Origin of the sequence: Noviluteimonas lactosilytica, assembly GCF_020866925.1 — a bacterium.
In the GTDB taxonomy this organism is placed as follows: Bacteria; Pseudomonadota; Gammaproteobacteria; order Xanthomonadales; family Xanthomonadaceae; genus Noviluteimonas; species Noviluteimonas lactosilytica.
In genome coordinates, this window is record NZ_JAJGAK010000001.1 from 380,942 (window position 1) to 397,480 (window position 16,539).

Genomic DNA, 16,539 nt, shown 5'->3' on the forward strand with positions numbered 1-16,539 from the left:
GGTCAGAGCACTATTTCGCAGAAATAGTGCTCTGACCCCTGTTTCTGACCCCAAAAAAAAACCCCGCCGAGGCGGGGTTTTTTTCGGTCGACCTGCGCATCTCTGCGCCGGTCGCTCGTGAGTTCAGTGCCTTAGACGGCCTGGACTTCGTCGGCCTGCAGGCCCTTCTGGCCCTGCACAACCTTGAAGGTCACGCGCTGGCCTTCCTGCAGCGACTTGAAGCCGGTGCCCTGGATGGAACGGAAGTGCACGAAGAGGTCCGGGCCGGATTCCGGGGTGATGAAGCCGAAGCCCTTGGCGTCGTTGAACCACTTGACGGTGCCGGTCTGACGATCGGACATGGAATTACTCCTTGAAAAACAGATTGAATGAGGCACGGCCACCAAGGCGACCGAGACTGTCTAGCAAGGGGTAATGACGCGAACGATGTAGCGGACCGCGGGCTAACGCCTTGATCTACCGCATCGGGCCACGATGTACCGTGATCCCGCTTGGAACAGTGCGCGCACCTTACCCTACTTTCACGCGAAAGTGTGAATGCGAGTTCACGTCACCACTCGGTCCGCTGCGGCAACAGGGCCCGCAACTCCGGATCCGTGAGGTTCCGCCACTGCCCGGGCTTGAGGTGGCCGAGCTTCACGCTGCCGATCCGCACGCGCACCAGCTGCTTCACGCGGTGCCCGAAATGCGCCGCCATCAGGCGGATTTGCCTGTTCAGGCCCTGGGTGAGCACGATGCGGAAACCGAAACGGCCGAGCTTGCCGGTCTTGCACGGCAGGGTCATCTGCCCGTGCACCGGCACGCCGCGGGCCATGCCGCGCAGGAACTCGTCGGTGACCTGGTGGTTGATCGCGACCAGGTACTCCTTCTCCAGCTTGTTCTCGGCGCGCAGGATCTCGTTGACGATGTCGCCGTTGGAGGTGAGCAGGATCAGCCCCTCCGAATCCTTGTCCAGGCGCCCGATCGGGAAGATGCGCTCCTGGTGGCCGATGAACTCGACGATGTTGTCCTTCACGTCCAACTCGGTCGTGGAGGTGATGCCGACCGGCTTGTTGAGCGCGATGTAGACGTGCCGGCGCTTGCCCGGCGCGGCCGAACGCGCACGCAGCGCTTCGCCGTCGACCAGGACCTTGTCGTCTTCGCCCACTTCGGCGCCGACGCGGGCGCGCACGCCGTTGACCTGGACGCGGCCTTCGGCGATCAGGCGGTCGGCTTCGCGGCGCGAACAGGCGCCGGTGTCGCTGATGAATTTGTTGAGGCGCATCCGCGCATTCTACGCGCGGAGGTCCTCGTACTCGGGGTGCTTGAGCAGCCAGGCCGCGGAGTAGGAGCAGGCCGGGCGGATCGTCAGGCCGTCGGCGCGCGCCCACTCGAACACCGCATGTATCAGTTCGCCTGCGATGCCGCGGCCGGCGATGGCGTCGGGCACGCCGGTGTGCAGGATCGTGACGCGGTTGCCTTCGCGCTGGTAGACGGTTTCCGCCTGCACGCCGTCGACGGTCACGGTGAAGCGGTCCGCATCCGCCTCGTGGCGGATGCGGGACGCGATGGACTGCGGGGTGTCGTTGTTGTTCATGGCCTCGATGGTGCCATCACTCGCGGGCGTCGCGCTTGCCCTGCACCGCCCGTTCGACGCCGGCATTGCCGGCCGCGATGTTCTGCGAACCCGTTTCTTCCTGCGCACGGCCGACCGCGCGGTCTCGCGCTTCGTCGGACTGGAAGCCCGAATGCGGCACGTCGTGCCCGCCCTCGTGGCCGATGTGCTGCCACGGCGGCGATTGGCGATCGCGCTCGTGCTTTTCGGCCAGCAACTGGCGGGTGTTCTCGAGGGCCTGCTCGGGCGTGATGCCCTTCGAACGCGGCGCCTTGCGGGGTGCGGGCTTCCTGGCGATGGTCTTCTTCGAAGCGGTCTCCTTCGATGCGGTCTTCTTCGAAGCTGCCTTCTTCGATGCAGCCTTCTTCGATGCAGCCTTCTTCGAAGCGGCCTTCTTCGACACGACCTTCTTCGCAGCGGTCTTCTTCGAAGCGGTCTTCTTCGACGCGGCCTTCTTCGCCGGCGCGCGGCGCGCGGCGGTCTTCTTCGAAGCGGCCTTGCGGGTCGCGGCCTTCTTCGCGACGACGCGCTTCTTCGCGGCCTTCTTCGCGACCTTCTTCGCGGCGGCTTTCTTCGTGGCCTTCTTCGCCGACTTCTTCGCGGCCTTCTTGCCCGTGGCCTTCCTCGCGGACTTCTTCATCGCCATTGGCGCTACCTCGTCAGGACCCGACGTCCGGATACCACGCCGGACGTTGAGCGCGGGTGAGCGTTCAGAGGAACGACGGCGACATCAGCCTCGCGAGGAATGTCGAGAACACCGATGGGTCGACCACCAGCGCGCAGGCGGTGCCGAACGCCGCGCCCCAGAAATGCGCGCTGTGGTTGACGTTGCCGTGCGCGCCGTGCTGGTCGGCCCACCACGAGTAGCCGAGGTACAGCACGCCGAACACGATCGCCGGCACCGGGATGAACATCACCCCGATCATCCCCCACGGATTGAGCAGCACGTAGGTGAACAACACCGCCGACACCGCGCCCGACGCGCCGAGGCTGCGATAGCGCGCGTCGTGCCGGTGCCTGGCGTAGGTCGGCAGGATCGCGACCAGGATCGCCGCGATGTAGAACAGCGGATACGCCAGCGGCCCGGCGGCGTCGGCGTAGAACGTTTCCGCACGCGGGCCGAAGAAGAACAGCGTGATCATGTTGAACAGCAGGTGCATCCAGTCGGCATGCACGAACGCGTGCGTGACGAGCCGGTCGTACTGGCGGTACTTGTCGATCGCCGGCGGCCACAGCGTCAGGCGATCGAGCAATCGCGGCCGCTCGAACGCGAGCCACGACACGACCACGGTGATGCCGATCAGGATCCAGGTCTGGAACATGCGTCAGGCCGTCGCGGTCGCCGGGGCGTTGGTCCACTCGGTGAGGCCTTCGGCCTCGTAGAGGCGTGCGAACGCCGGCCGCGCGCGCATGCGCTGCGCGAACGCGTTCAAGTGCGGCCAGTCGGTCGCCGGGCGCGGCATGCTGCGCGTCCAGCGCATCAGCATCGCCAGGTACAGGTCGGCGGCGCTGACGGTGTCGCCCAGCAGGTACGGCCCGTGCTCGGCGATGCGCGTGTCGAGGCGCTCCCACGCCGCGGCCAGGCGCGGTGCGACGGAAGCGCGCACGTTGTCGGCGTTCGCCTCGCCCGCGGGTTCGTGCGGATACCACCACTGGCGTAGCAACGGCTGCACCGCATTGGCGAGGTGGAACATCCACTGGTGGTAGTCGGCGCGCAGCGGATCGTCGTGCGCGGGAGCGAAGCGATGCTGCGGGTCGCGGTCGGCGAGCGTCATCGCCAACGCGGCGGCCTCGAAACGCGGCACGCCATCGAGCACCAGCGTGGGCACCACGCCGTTCGGATTGAGCTTGAGGTATTCGGGCGAACGCTGCGCACCCGCGGCGGTGTCGACCAGGCGCAGTTCGTGCGGCATGTCGAGCTCGAGCATCAACCAATGCACCACCATGCTGGCGGCACCGGGGGCGTAATACAGGACGGCGTGCTGCGTCACGGTCGCTCTTTCCTTTGGCAGGGGCGCCCATCATATCGGTCGCTTACGTCATCGTCGTCTAACATCAGCGGCTGTTTCCCCTCGCCTCCCGATGCCCATGACGCCGATCCGCACGCTGCTCGCCACCGCCGTCGCCCTCGCCTGCCTCAACGCGACGCCGGCTTCCGCCGCAAAGCCTCCGAAGGAACTGACCACCGTCGCCGAGCGCTCCGGCTTCGTGCGCACGGGGCGATACGAGGAAACCATCGCGCTGTGCCACGCCTTCGCGAAGGCTTACCCGGACGCCGTGCGCTGCGAACAATTCGGCACGACGCCCGAAGGCCGCCCCATGCTGAAGCTCGTCGTCTCGCGCAGCGGCGCGCTGACGCCTGAAGCGGCACGCGCGAAGGGCCTGCCCGTCCTGCTCGTGCAAGGCGGCATCCACGCCGGCGAGATCGACGGCAAGGACGCGGGCTTCCTCGCGCTGCGCCAGATGCTCGACGGCGAGCAGGCGAAGGGCGCGCTCGAGAAGCAGGTGATCGTCTTCGTCCCCGTCTTCAACATCGACGGCCACGAGCGTTTCGCGAAGAACAACCGCCCCAACCAGCGCGGTCCCGAGGAAATGGGCTGGCGCGTGACCGCGCAGAACTACAACCTCAACCGCGACTACGCGAAGGCCGACGCGCCGGAAATGCAGGCGATGCTGCGCCTGGTCGACGCGTGGGACCCGATCGCCTACATCGACCTGCACGTCACCGACGGCGCGAAGTTCGAACACGACGTCGCGATCCAGGTCGAGCCCGTGCACGCGGGCGACGAAGCGCTCAAGGCCGCGGGCACCGCGTTCCGCGACGCGGTCATCGCCGACGTCGCGCGCGAGGGCGGTTTGCCGCTCGCGTTCTATCCCTCGTTCGTCGAGAACGACGACCCGCAGTCCGGCTTCGTCGACGGCGTGTCGCCGCCGCGCTTCTCCACCGGCTACTTCCTCCTGCGCAACCGCTTCGGCATGCTCGTCGAAACGCATTCGTGGCGCCCGTACAAGCATCGCGTGAAGACGACGCACGACATCGTGTTGTCGGTGGCGAACCAGATCGCCGAACACGGCGCGCAGTGGATGCGCATCGCATCCGACGCCGATGCAAAGTCGCTGGCCGCCACGCCCGTGCCGCTCGACTACAAGGCGAGCGACAAGGTGCGCACGATCGATTTCCGCGGCTACGAATACACGCGCACGCCGTCGGATGTCTCCGGCGCGCTGATGACCCACTACGACGAAACGAAGCCGCAGGTGTGGAAGCTCCCGCTGCGCGACGACGTGATCCCCGGCCGCGTCGTCGATGCACCGCGTGCTGGCTACATCGTGCCGGCCGCGCACGCGGCGTGGGTCGGCGAGAAGCTGAAGCTGCACGGCATCGAATTCCGCACGCTCGACAGCGCACACGACAAGCTCGCGACGCAGACCTTCCGCGCGACGAGCGCGAAGTTCGGCGGCAATTCGGTCGAAGGCCACCAGCGTCTGAGCGTCGAAGGCGAGTGGAAACCGGAAGCGCGCGACATCGGCAAGGGCGCGTTGTTCGTTCCGATCGCGCAGCCGAAAGCGCGCCTGGTGATGGCGCTGCTCGAACCGCAGGCGCCCGACGCGCTCGCCGCGTGGGGCGAGTTCAACAACTTCTTCGAGCAGAAGGAGTACATGGAGGGGTACGTCGCCGAGGAAGTGGCGCGCGAGATGTTGAAGGACCCGAAGGTCAAGGCCGAGTTCGATGCCGCGTTGCAGGACGAAGCGTTCGCCAAGGATCCGTTCGCGCGGCTGCAGTTCTTCGCGAAGCGCCACCCGTCGTGGGACGAGCGCCTGAACCTGTATCCGGTGCTGCGCGTCGACGCCGCGCCGTGAAGGGCGCGCGGTCGCGCGGGACGGCGTACGATGCGCCGTCCCCCGGCTGGAGCGCTGCGATGACGATCTTGCGATACACCGTGACGACCACGTTCGCGATCGCGGCGGTGGTCGCGCTGACAGGTTGTCCGGAGAAAGCAGCGACGCAGGAAACACCGCCGGCGACCTCCGCGACCGCGGCGGCCACGCCGACCCCTGCGACCACCGCGGACGCACCGATTCCCACCGAGTCGAACTTCATCCACGGCAGCGCGTTCTTCCTCGAACGCCTCAAGCTGCCGCCGGGCGCCGACTTCACCGTGCAGCTCATCGACAACCAGCTCGCCGACACGCCGAAGGCGGTGATCGCCGAGACGACGCTCGAAGACGTCGCCGGTCCTCCGTACGACTTCTCGCTGCAGTTCGATCCCGCGAATATCCGTCCGGGCGGCATGTATGGCCTGCACGCGAGCCTGCGCGGCGTCGACGGCGATCTGTTGTTCAACACGCCCGAGCGCGTCGCGGTGACGCCGGGCGATCCGAAGGTCGTCGAGTTCCGGCTGTTCCGCGTGAGCGCGGGCGATCAGCCTGCCCCTGCCGGCGACGTGCGCCGCAGCGTGTGGACGTGCGGCGACATGACGTTCGAGGCGGCGTTCGACGTTCCCGGCGAGCGCGTCGACCTGGCATTGCCGAGCGGCAAGTTGTCGCTGCCGCTCGCGCAATCCGCGTCGGGTGCGCGCTACGCCGACCACCTCGGCAACGAGTTCTGGACCAAGGGCGGCGAAGCCACGCTCACGCGCCAGGGCGGCGGCGAGAAGCTGCAATGCGTGCAACAGGACGCGGCGCCCGAAGCCGGCTCGCCTTGGGATCGCGCGAAGCAACGTGGCGTCGCGTTCCGCGCCATCGGCCAGGAACCGGGTTGGGTCGTCGACGTCGGCCAGGGTGAATCGCCGACGCTGCACGCGCAACTCGACTACGGCAAGCGCACGGTCGATGTCGCGCAGGCGACGGCGTTGTCGGGGTTGCTCGGCTTCGCGGGCAAGGACGCGGGCGGCGCGAAGGTGCGGCTGGTGCTGGAACGCAAGGAGTGCGTCGACATCATGAGCGGGGAGAAATTCCCGGTCGATGCGAAGCTCGAAGTCGCTGGGAATACGTATCGCGGGTGCGGGCGATTCCTGCGGGAGTGATGCGCCGGCGTTCGTGATGCGTCGGCGTTCGTGAGGCGTCAGCAGTTCTCGTACTTCCAGTTGCGACGCTTGCCTTCGGCCATCCACTCGACCGCCTGCGCGAGGCGGCTCGCGCGCGTCGCTTCGCGCTTGGCCTCGGTGATCCATTCGACATAGTCGCGTTGCGCGCTCGGCGGGAACGACTCGAAGGTCTTGCGCGCCTTCGCGCTCTTCTTCAACGCGGCAACGAGATCCTCTGGCACTTCCGGCGGCGGCTTTGGCGTTGCGGCCTTGCGCGCAGTGGGCGTCTTCTCCAGGTTCAACGCCATCGCCTTGCGGATGTGCGCGAGCAGCGTCTTTTTCGGCGGCAAGTCCTTGACCGACGTCAGCTTGCCGTAGCTGCCCATGCCGTCGCGCGGCTCACCCTCGCCCACCACCAGCGCGTGCTTCCAGTAACCGAACGACGCGTGCTGCTTGAACGCCGCCATCCCTGCGAGGATCGCGCCGCCGTACATGAAGGTGGGCATGCTCCACTTCATGGTTTCTTCGACGTCGGGGCAGGCCTCGTGGACGAGTGCGCGGACGTGCTCGAGGATGGGGCGTGCGAAGTCGGCTTGCTTCGCGATGTAGGCGTCGATGCGGGGGTCGGTCTTCATATCCACACTAGTCTGTGCAAACTATGAAGCTGTTGGTGTACGTATTGTCCTTCTGCAATGTGTAGGTCTCATAGTTCCCACCGCACGTAAAGTCCGGAGCGTCATTCAGGCAAATGAGGTAATTGCCCGAACTGTCGACGTACCACTTCGCACCAGGATCGCCGAAAAGGTACTCCTTAAATGGCTTGCTTCGGTCTGGAGAAACGAGTTCCCACCGATGCTTGTCAATATCGAAGCCGCAACCATCTCTATCCGCGCTGGCGCACGACGAGCATAACGTCAGGACAACTGCTGCAACGAGCGATCTCATGGCGTCCATCCTTCACCGAGTGCGCCGCAGCCTTCCCAGTTCACTCCGCACATGTGGTCACGTTGACTTCTAAAGCCGGGAATCTTATCCGGGCCATACCAGTGGTTGCCCTTGCCATCAAACATGTATACCCCGATGAAGGTCTTCGGAAACCGTTTGCGGAGGTTGTCGTAGGTGGTCTTGTCTTGAGTCGAAAACCCTCCCGTATCCGGATGCGAGTGATTGATCGCCACGAGCCCATCGACCGCGCCGAAGTCCCAGTTAATTCGTGAGCGATTCCTGCTGGTTACAACCATGCTGTTATACCAAGTGGATTCACCATCAGCGGTCGGCTTGCCCTGTATGGTCGCAACACCGTACTCGTAAACTGTTCCGGATTGTTCTTTCGCCAGAGTTGCTGCCTGCTCCCCTGCCGCGAGAGCTGCTTCCAAAGATGTGAACTCGTTAAGGGGTTTGCCGTTCTCGTCGTAGAAGATTGGCTTGTTGATGTCCCCTACGATCTTCCTACCTCGGACTCCGGCGCCAGTAACAACAATGTCGCTATCTTGGTTTGCACCACTGCTCATGGCTCCCTGGATCGCGCCACTAATCGCGCCGTTGACAAACTTGCCGCCTGTCGCTTCGGAGATAGCTCCGCCAATAAGCGCTCCCAACGTAGCGTTCGCTACCCTGGTTCCACCGCCGACGTGAGGCATGAACGCGGCAGTCAACCCAGCTGCAGCGAAGGCATGGCCGAAGTTGCCACCCTGCAGACTTTCGACAACGCCACCACTCAATGCCTGCAATGCGATGCGAGCTGCGCCTCCCAGATCTGCCGCCGCAACGCCGACGCCGAATGAGGCCATCGCCGTAAACGCGCCGAGAATGCCGCCTTTCATCGTCCCGGAACTGATGGCGCCGGCCGCGAAGCCGCCCGCTACTGCAATCGCGGCTGCGGATGCCCCACTGAGGCCACCGATGGTCCACCAACCTGCAGCCGCTCCACCGGTCCAGACGCTGATGACAAGCGCCGCCACCTGCCGCAACGCATTCTGCTCCTTCACCCCCCACATCCCCGTCGGATCCGTATAGGTCAACGGGTTGTTGAACACATACGTGTACGCGTTCCAGCTTTGCATGTTGCCTGGCGACTGGATCACCGGGTCTGCCTGCATGAAGCGCCCCACGAGCGAGTCGTAAAGGCGCCCGCCCATGTGGACCGCGAACGTCCTGTACGCGCCGTCGATGCTTTCGTGCCCGGTGAAGCCGCGCGTGGTGTACTCCGGCGAATACACGTCGCCCTGCAGGAGCGCGTCGTCCGGATTGCGCTTCTCACCGAAGGCGTCGAAGTCGCGCTTCTGCACCACGACGCCGTTGCCATCGACGATCCTGACGATCGAGCCGAGTTGGTCCTTGAACGCGTAGCGCGTGCTCGCAACACCGCCGACGACATCCTGGACGACATCGCCGACGTAACGGCGATACGTGGTGATGCCCCCGTTGATGATCACCTCGACGTTGCCGAAGTACAGCGTGCGCTTGCTGCCGTCTTCGCGCTTGTAGCGGTTGCCGTCCGGGCCGTACCAGAAGCGCGTCCGCTGGGAAGGCGAACCGTTGATGTCCCCGAGCGTGATCTCGTAGCCCTTGTCGTCGAGGGTGTACTTCACACCTCGGTTCAGCCAAGACGTCGGCACATCGCTGCGGATCTTCGTGAGCTGGTTGCCGTGATCGTCGTACGTGATGTACGTCGTGGTGTTGTATCCGACCAGTTGATGCGGACCGAACACCGACGTCGAGCCGCCACCCGGGAGACCATCCGCGCCGCAGCCGGCACGTCCTCCGTACGTGTAGAAGATGGTCTGGTTCCACTCCTTCTTCTGGCAGATGTTGCCGAGCTTGTCGTACACGAACGACTGCGACACGACGCCGGTGGCGGCGAACTTGGCTTCGAGCAACCGATCCAGTTCGTCGTAGGTGAAGGTCTCCATCGTTCGACCTTCTTTCACCAGCGTGTGCAGATTGCCGTTCCCGTCCCAGCCGTAGGCCTCGTTCATCAGGTCGCAGACAGCGGTGCCCTTGTTCGCGCACAACTGTTCGAGTCGACCGGTCAATGAATCGTAGGTCCGAGTGATGGTCATCGGACCGCCGGGCGCACGCGTTTCGCGGAGCGAGTGACCGAACGCATCTGTCTCCTGCGTGCGCTGCCAACTGGTCGAGCACGCGGCGAGATTGTCGCCGGCGCTGCTCTCGCAGATCGCCGCCGCGAAGCCGCGCGAGTTGAACTCGGTTTTGGTCCAGCGTCCGCTGACGTCCTGCGCGCGGAACGGGCGGCTCTTCGCGTCGTAGGCGACGGCGGTGGAATAAGCGACGCCATCGATGGTCGTCGTGCTCGACAGCGGCCGCCCCATCACGTCGTAGCCGAACGTGCGCTGGAAATCGACCTCCGTCCCCGCCTGTCCCACCAGGTCCATGTACTGGCCGATGATTTCCTCGGATGCCACCTTGCCCACGCCGCCCGCCGCGGTATCGAACACCGTCGTCGACTGCGATTCGACGACGCCATCGGCACGCTTCACCGTCTTGCGCCAGGCGCGACCGCGCGCATCGATGTCGTAGTCGATGCGATTGCCGGCCGCATCCCACTGCGCAACCAATTCGCCCGCCGGGTTGTAGGCAAAGTTGGTGACGCCGGAGTCGGGATCGCTCTGCCAGATCTTGCGTCCGAGCGCGTCGTAGGCCCAGCTGTTGATCACCGCGCCGCGCGCCGCCGAAGCCGTGCGGCTGATCGACCGCAACGTGCCGTCGGCGTTGTAGAAGTAGTCGAGCTGCGTATCGAATGCATCCTTGATGTAGCGCAGTTCGCCCTTACCGTTGCGCAACTCCAGACGTGGGTTGCCGCGCGCGTCGGTGATCGTGGTGAACATCTGGTTGTAGTACGTGGCGACTTCGCTGCCGTCGGGCCCGGTCGTCAGCACGACGCGGCCCAATGTGTCGTACACCGACTGCGTCGACGGCTTGCCGAGGCAGACGGCCGCCAGGCCCAGCGAGTCGATGTTGGCGAGCGCTCCTGCGATGAAGAAGGGATTGGTGACGCGCGAGGGCTTGCCGGACTCCTCGTACGCGGTACACACCGCGCTGAGTTCCTTGTTCACCAAGGCAGTATTGAAGGTCTCCTTGACCGTCATCACCTCGCGGCCCAGTGCATCGAAGTAAGACCAGGACATCGGCCCCGCATCCGACCAGCTGCGCACGCGGTACTTCGCACCGTCGGGGCATGTCACGCGATTGGTGCCCGTGCCGCACCAGCGATAGGTCACCGTCGTCGAGATGCCGCCCGTGCCCGGCGTGCCGCTGTCGCCGGTTTCGGTCCACGTCGCATAGGGGCGACCCAACGCACCGAATTGCGCGGCGCTGATGTTGCCGTTGACGTCGGTCGCTTGCGTCACGTTGCCGAAGATGTCGCGCGAAGCGACGACCGACGTTTGCTTCTCGACGGTTGCCGTGCCGTTCCAGAACGGCTCGTACGTCGCGACAGGGTAACGGCTCTCCGCGTCGTACACCGTGCGCGCGTAACGCTCGATGGTGTTCGCACTCGCCGGATGGAAGCTGATCGACGTATCGCAACCGGTCGACGGGTTCGCGCAGGTCATCGACGCGGTGACGTTGCCGTAGACATCGAACGTCTTCTGCTTGCGCAGGTCCTGGTCCACCACACCCGGCTGGATGCGCTCGGAAATCAGCATCCCGCCCGTGTTCGCGTCGTAGGTGAAGGCGGTGTTGCGAACGACGTCGGGCACGCCCGAGCGTCGATGGGTCACCACCGATCCGGTCAGGCGGCCGAGCCACCAGTACGTGTTGTTGTCGCTGTACGTATTGCTCGTCAGGATCGTCGACGTCAGCGTTTCGGTGCTGTACCACGTCGTGTACGTCTCGGCCTGCGTCGTCGCGACGTTGCCGTTGGCGCCGTACGTGAAGTCCGTTTCGACGCGGCTGCTCGCCGCGCCCGTCGTCGGGTCGTATAGCCGTTCACTCGTGCTGTTGGTGCGCACGTGCACTGGTTTCTGCGTCCCCGGCACGAATGCCGTGATCGTCGTGGCCGCCGACTCGGTATCCGATTCGTAGACCTGTGTGTTCAGGCTGAACGTGGTGGCGGTGAAAGCAGGCAATGCCGCGCCCGGCTCGGCGAAACATGCGTCCTGCTTCGGGTCGTTGAGACAGGCCTCGACCGCGAACGTCGAGAAGCGCGACTTCCTGGTCGACACCGGCATTCCGGTGTACGGGAAGCGTTGCTCGTAGTTCGTCTGGGTGGCGACGCCGCCGCTCATGTGGTTCGGATCGAACGAGTACACCTGCTCGAAGCCCAGGAACCCGCGCCCGCCGGCCTGGATGCGCGCACCGGCGTAGCGGTAGTACACCGATGCCATCGCGTTCGGATCGCCATCGACCGGCGCGCTGCTCGATGCCTTCGCCACCACGTAGCTCGGCGCGATGAAGTCCAGCGTCGGCGCGCCGCGGCCCGAGTTGAACGCATCGCGCGACGTGGCACGACGCACATGCACCTTGCCGTTGGTCAACGCCGCGTATTGGAGATCGGTGCGCGAACCGAGGCCGTTGACGACCGAGGTGATCACGTCGCGCGGCTTGCCGACCGCCGTCGCCGCCGACTGCGAGCGCACGAAGTTCGGACTCGATGTGCCGAACGAGATCGTGAAGTAGTCGAGCGCACCGTCGCCGTCGAGGTCGTTGAACATCGTGGCGTATTGCTTCGGATCGCAGGGGTCGCCGAGGCACGCGATCGCCTGGTTGCCCGGGATCTGCGCGGATGGGCCGAAGCCACCCGCGCGCAACGCCGGGCGCTGGCGCCAGCGCCACGGGTTCGTCATCGCTTGCCACTCGACGTAGACCAGATCGCTGCGACCGTCGCCGTTCACGTCGACCAGGCGCGCTATGTCGGACTTCGGCAACGTGCCGATGTCCACGTAGGGCAGGAAGCCGCGCCCCGTGTTCAACGCGTAAACGAACATGCCATCGGGGCTTTCATTGGCTCGGACGTAGACGAGGTCCGTCAGGCCGTCGCCGTTGATGTCGCCGAAGAGGAGATTCCGGCTGTTGGTGCCGCCGCCTTGCAGGATCGTGTTCTTGTAGAGGAGCGGATCGTCGCCGATGTTGGTGAACTGGATGTTGGTCGCCGTGATCGACTTGACGCGGCCCGGCAACGTGTAAACGACGCCCGTGCGGCGCGAGCAGGATTCCTGATCCGGATCACGCGGATTTGGCGGCGGACAATAGACCGTGCCGTCGTCGTAGGTGACGCTCTTCTCGAAGATGATGTCCGACGCGGCATCGCCATCGAAATCAACCAGGCGCGTCTTGTCGGGCATGACGGGCACGCCCGCGCTGTAGGCGCAGGTGCCAGCGACGGCTTCCGCAGGACAGACGAGTGGCTGCTCGGTGGTGAAGGAAATCGTGCGCTCCGCTCCCCAGACCCACGTCGCCCCGCTGCGCGTCATCAGTCGCACGCGGTAGGTGTTGTCCGCGAGTTTGTACATCACGTCGAGCAGGCCGTCGCCGTTGAAATCGGTCAGCAGCGGATGCGTCGGATTGGTGTATGCCCCCGCCACGTACGTCACCGGGATCGGCACGCTCGCCAGCAGGTTCGTGTTGCCGAACGGATCCGCGACGTCGCCTTGCGATGCGTAGAGGAAGTAGTTCTGGCCAAGCGCGCCCGCGGCGAAGAAATCGTCCCGGCCGTCGCCGTTGTAGTCGAACAACTGCCAGCTGTCGCCGCCGAGGCTCGACATCAGTTCCGTCGGCGTGCAGCCCGCGAGGACTGGCGTTCGGAACGTCTGCTGCGTGCCGTCGAACGTGCCGAACGACACCATGATGTGTTCGGTCGGGCAGGTTTCGCCGGTCGACCCGTCCTTCAGCCACACCAGGTCGGGACGGCCATCGCCGTCGACGTCGCCGAGCTTGAAGCCTTCGAATTTCAACAGGCTGCCGAACAGAGAAGGCACCCAGCCATCGCTCGTGGCGAGTTCGTTCTTGGCTGTGCTCCATGTAAACGTCGTCGGCGCAAGGCATGACGTATTGGCATCTCGACACTCCCTCACGCTGGTCAGCAGAAGTGAGCCCGTGTCCTCCAGACCCACCTTTACGCCGTTCACGGTTCGTCCGTAAGTCAGCTCGTAGTAGCGAGCAGGCATTGCGCAAGCAAAGTCCGCGCAGGACTTCACGCTGGTCAATGTCCGCGTCTGCCGCATCATGGTTCCCGACGCGAACCCGAGGGTCCAGTCAACGGCAAGTCGTGCGCTGTAAGTGAAGACGACCTTCGCGAAGGGAGCCTGTGTAGTGCCGGTAGTGCCCACGCGCGGCACCTTCCCGGTGAACTGCACCTCGCTGATCAGCAACTCTCCATTCTCCGCGCCGCTGGGGTTTTTGTTCCACTTGTAGTCGATCGTGTTGCCCGCCGAATCCTGCATGCGCGTTTGCGCCCATATGAGCGCTCCAGGGGCGGTATTGGCAAAGAAACCATTTGTTGAAACTGGGCCTGCACTGGCCGCGACGTCGCGATCGCCGTACCACGTCGTCGAGCCATCGCGGCGCGCAACGGTGAAGAACTTCGGGTCCTGCGCCGTCGGGCCCCACGCACACACGCGCGAGAACGAATCGACTTCGGTCCGGTAGGAGATGCCGGTGTAACCGCCTGCGGCGCCGCACGCATCCGCCGCGGGCACGAGCCGCTGCCCATCGAGGCAGAACCGGTCGCTCGCACTGAAGTCGACCGGCTCTGCGACCCCATCCGTCGCCACGCCGCCGACGATGAAGTCGCCGGCCTCGCGCGTCGATCGGCATCGCGTGATCGACGACAACCCACCGATCGACCACCCCTTGCCCATCGGCCCTTCGCCGCCCTGGCTGGAGTACGACAACGTCAGCGATGGCGCGACGCCTGCCCTGCCCGGCACCGTGTAGATCGGAATCGAATAGGTCGCTGCGCCCGATTCGTCGACGCGGAATTGCGCGGCGGTGGCGCCGACCGTGTCCGAGACGGTGTCGGCCGTCTTGATCGTCGGCCCTCCGAAGGTCAGCGCGTAGACCAGCCCCAGGGCGGGAAGCCCGAGGAACGTGGCGGCGAGCACGAGAAAACCGGCGGCACCGAGCGGCGCCCGAGACGACGAAGCATTCGACATTGCGGAAAGTCCCCGTTCCGCGTCGCGCACGCACAAGGCATGCGCCCCGCGTCCTTGCGTCAGCCGTGGGCAATCCACGGCCCCCGTGGCGTTTCTAGAGAGTCGCCGATGACCCGGTCAAGTGAGGGAATCAAAGGCGTCTACTTGCAGTCACGCTTGATCACGAAGGTGACTGCAAGTGGCGCGGGCGGCCGCGTTCGTTGTGCGGTGCGGCAATTCGGGGTCAGGCGCGGAGGGGCCAACTTCCCAGGACTTCGTACGCGTCCTGTGCGCTCGCCATCAGCTCGAAATGTGCGACGTGCCATCGCAGCGGTTCGATCGCATGCGGTTCGGCGCGTCGAGGATCGCGCATCGTGGTGACATGGGGAACGTAACGATCTTCGCGACGCACCGGGACATCGCGCGCGCGTGCTGCTTCCGCCAACGCGTCGTGCAACGACTGCAACGTCGCCGGCACCTGTGAACAGCCGAGCCAGCCGACACGACGACCGAATCGATCGGCGCGGTCGACGAAGACATCGAACGGCGCTTGCGCGATCGTGTCGGCGGCGTCGCGCGCCGCGACGACGATGTCGGCCGGCAACGGATCGGGCAATGCGTCGAGGAACAGCAGCGTCATGTGCAGTTTTGCGGGTGCGACGGCACGGCCGCCCCATTCGGCGTGAAGACGCGCGGCGTGTTCCGCGAGCGCGCGACGCAGCGCGGGATCCGGAGCGAGCGCGAAGAAAAGATTCCGAGTCGCCGACACGGCCTCACTCCGTCAACAACCGATAGGAGTATGGTGCGACACACACCGCGACGGAGCGATTCACCGGAGGCCGCCATGCGACGACACCTGCGCAATCCATGGATCTGGGTGGTGGCGGCGCTGTTGCTCGCGGCGTGGCTGTTCTGGCCGCGCGCCGTGCAATCGCCTGCGCCGGGCGAAGCTCCGCCGTCGGGCGGTGCGTCCGCAGGCGTGGCTGCTGTCGAGGTTCGCGACACGCGCGCATCGCCCGCCCTGCCCGACTTCCTGCCAGCCGAAGCCCGCGACACCATCGCGCTGATCGAACGCGGCGGACCGTTCCCGCATCGCCAGGACGGCAGCGTGTTCGGCAATCGCGAAGGGCGCCTGCCTTCGCAGCCTCGCGGCTACTATCGCGAATACACGGTCGATACGCCCGGCCTCGATCATCGCGGCGCGCGCCGCATCGTCACCGGTGGACAGCCGCCGGTCACGTGGTACTACACCGACGACCACTACGGCTCCTTCCGCGCGTTCACCGTCGACGCGGGCGCCATCGATGCAGGGGCTGCGCAATGAGCAGCGACTCCGGCTGGGAACTCGGCCTGGCCGATGCCGACAACGCGGGCGTCTACTTCGTCACCATGGAAGACCTCGACACGCTCGGCGTCGCCGCGCGCGACGCGGGCCTGCAGGTGCGGCGCATCGACCTCGGCGGCGCGGACAAGCACCAGCTGCTGCTGCGCATCTCGACTGCGCTCGATTTCCCCAACACCTTCGGCCGCAACTGGGATGCCCTCTCCGACAGCCTGCGCGATCTCTCGTGGCTGCCGAAGGCCGGCTTCGCGCTGCTCTTCGAGAACGGCGGCGCGCTCCACCAGGCCGAAGGCGAAGACTTCGACTCGCTGCTGGAGATCCTCGAAGAGTCCGCGCAGGACTGGGCCGAACGCGAGGTGCCGTTCTGGTCGTTCATCGCGCTGCCGGAGTCGGTGTTCGACGAGATCGATCAACAGGCGAGCGAGTAGTGCTTTTCCTCGGGTTCGACAGGAATCGTCGCTAGCTTCTTGAGTGGGCCGCTAA

General features: G+C 65.3%; 13 protein-coding genes. 4 read left to right on the forward strand and 9 right to left on the reverse strand.

Features of this window, described 5'->3' with window-relative positions; translation table 11 throughout:
- Window positions 1-131: 131 nt before the first annotated feature.
- From LK996_RS01835 to LK996_RS01860, 6 genes are all read right to left on the reverse strand, one after another.
- The gene (locus LK996_RS01835; protein ID WP_230525473.1) at window positions 132-341 is read right to left on the reverse strand and encodes a cold-shock protein; all 210 of its coding nucleotides are present in this window, start codon (window positions 339-341) and stop codon (window positions 132-134) included.
- A 209-nt stretch (window positions 342-550) separates the two neighbouring features.
- A complete protein-coding gene (locus tag LK996_RS01840) occupies window positions 551-1,264 on the reverse strand; it encodes a pseudouridine synthase (RefSeq protein WP_230525474.1) in 714 nt (237 codons plus the stop codon).
- A 9-nt stretch (window positions 1,265-1,273) separates the two neighbouring features.
- The gene (locus tag LK996_RS01845; protein ID WP_230525475.1) at window positions 1,274-1,576 is read right to left on the reverse strand and encodes a GNAT family N-acetyltransferase; all 303 of its coding nucleotides are present in this window, start codon (window positions 1,574-1,576) and stop codon (window positions 1,274-1,276) included.
- A 16-nt stretch (window positions 1,577-1,592) separates the two neighbouring features.
- The gene (locus LK996_RS01850; RefSeq protein WP_230525476.1) at window positions 1,593-2,240 is read right to left on the reverse strand and encodes a histone H1-like repetitive region-containing protein; all 648 of its coding nucleotides are present in this window, start codon (window positions 2,238-2,240) and stop codon (window positions 1,593-1,595) included.
- A gap of 64 nt (window positions 2,241-2,304) precedes the next feature.
- On the reverse strand, window positions 2,305-2,916 hold the full coding sequence (locus LK996_RS01855; RefSeq protein WP_230525477.1) for a rhomboid family intramembrane serine protease: 612 nt from the start codon (window positions 2,914-2,916) through the stop codon (window positions 2,305-2,307).
- Window positions 2,917-2,919: 3 nt separating this feature from the next.
- Window positions 2,920-3,585, reverse strand: coding sequence for a glutathione S-transferase family protein (locus LK996_RS01860; RefSeq protein WP_343225841.1), 666 nt, complete (start codon window positions 3,583-3,585; stop codon window positions 2,920-2,922).
- Window positions 3,586-3,682: 97 nt separating this feature from the next.
- Between LK996_RS01860 and LK996_RS01865 the strand changes: the two genes are divergently transcribed.
- Window positions 3,683-5,455 carry a M14 family metallopeptidase gene (locus LK996_RS01865; RefSeq protein ID WP_230525478.1) on the forward strand — a complete coding sequence of 591 codons (1,773 nt, stop codon included), beginning with the start codon at window positions 3,683-3,685 and terminating at the stop codon, window positions 5,453-5,455.
- Between the two features lie 59 nt (window positions 5,456-5,514).
- Window positions 5,515-6,621 (forward strand): MliC family protein, encoded by a 1,107-nt coding sequence (locus tag LK996_RS01870; protein WP_230525479.1) that lies wholly within the window; start codon window positions 5,515-5,517, stop codon window positions 6,619-6,621.
- Window positions 6,622-6,659: 38 nt separating this feature from the next.
- Here LK996_RS01870 and LK996_RS01875 read toward each other — a convergent pair whose 3' ends face one another.
- The 3 genes from LK996_RS01875 to thpR form a co-directional block, all read right to left on the reverse strand.
- Window positions 6,660-7,256, reverse strand: a complete 597-nt coding sequence (locus LK996_RS01875) for a YdeI/OmpD-associated family protein (protein WP_230525480.1) — start codon at window positions 7,254-7,256, stop codon at window positions 6,660-6,662.
- Window positions 7,257-7,562: 306 nt separating this feature from the next.
- Entirely contained in the window at window positions 7,563-14,735 is a 7,173-nt protein-coding gene (locus LK996_RS01880; RefSeq protein WP_230525481.1) for a SpvB/TcaC N-terminal domain-containing protein, read from the reverse strand.
- 223 nt (window positions 14,736-14,958) lie between these two features.
- The gene (thpR, locus tag LK996_RS01885; RefSeq protein WP_230525482.1) at window positions 14,959-15,483 is read right to left on the reverse strand and encodes an RNA 2',3'-cyclic phosphodiesterase; all 525 of its coding nucleotides are present in this window, start codon (window positions 15,481-15,483) and stop codon (window positions 14,959-14,961) included.
- An 87-nt stretch (window positions 15,484-15,570) separates the two neighbouring features.
- On the opposite strand from thpR, the gene LK996_RS01890 reads away from it, so the two are divergent.
- Both LK996_RS01890 and LK996_RS01895 read left to right on the forward strand, forming a co-directional pair.
- Window positions 15,571-16,038 (forward strand): guanyl-specific ribonuclease, encoded by a 468-nt coding sequence (locus LK996_RS01890; protein ID WP_230526804.1) that lies wholly within the window; start codon window positions 15,571-15,573, stop codon window positions 16,036-16,038.
- Window positions 16,035-16,484 (forward strand): barstar family protein, encoded by a 450-nt coding sequence (locus LK996_RS01895; RefSeq protein ID WP_230525483.1) that lies wholly within the window; start codon window positions 16,035-16,037, stop codon window positions 16,482-16,484. Before LK996_RS01890 ends, LK996_RS01895 begins: the two co-directional genes overlap by 4 nt.
- Window positions 16,485-16,539: the final 55 nt, after the last annotated feature.

Coding starts and splice junctions, on each gene's coding strand:
- LK996_RS01835 (WP_230525473.1), bottom strand. CDS start 341: ATGTCCGATCGTCAGACCGGCACCGTCAAGTGGTTCAACGACGCCAAG.
- LK996_RS01840 (WP_230525474.1), bottom strand. CDS start 1,264: ATGCGCCTCAACAAATTCATCAGCGACACCGGCGCCTGTTCGCGCCGC.
- LK996_RS01845 (WP_230525475.1), bottom strand. CDS start 1,576: ATGAACAACAACGACACCCCGCAGTCCATCGCGTCCCGCATCCGCCAC.
- LK996_RS01850 (WP_230525476.1), bottom strand. CDS start 2,240: ATGGCGATGAAGAAGTCCGCGAGGAAGGCCACGGGCAAGAAGGCCGCG.
- LK996_RS01855 (WP_230525477.1), bottom strand. CDS start 2,916: ATGTTCCAGACCTGGATCCTGATCGGCATCACCGTGGTCGTGTCGTGG.
- LK996_RS01865 (WP_230525478.1), top strand. CDS start 3,683: ATGACGCCGATCCGCACGCTGCTCGCCACCGCCGTCGCCCTCGCCTGC.
- LK996_RS01870 (WP_230525479.1), top strand. CDS start 5,515: ATGACGATCTTGCGATACACCGTGACGACCACGTTCGCGATCGCGGCG.
- LK996_RS01875 (WP_230525480.1), bottom strand. CDS start 7,256: ATGAAGACCGACCCCCGCATCGACGCCTACATCGCGAAGCAAGCCGAC.
- LK996_RS01880 (WP_230525481.1), bottom strand. CDS start 14,735: ATGTCGAATGCTTCGTCGTCTCGGGCGCCGCTCGGTGCCGCCGGTTTT.
- LK996_RS01895 (WP_230525483.1), top strand. CDS start 16,035: ATGAGCAGCGACTCCGGCTGGGAACTCGGCCTGGCCGATGCCGACAAC.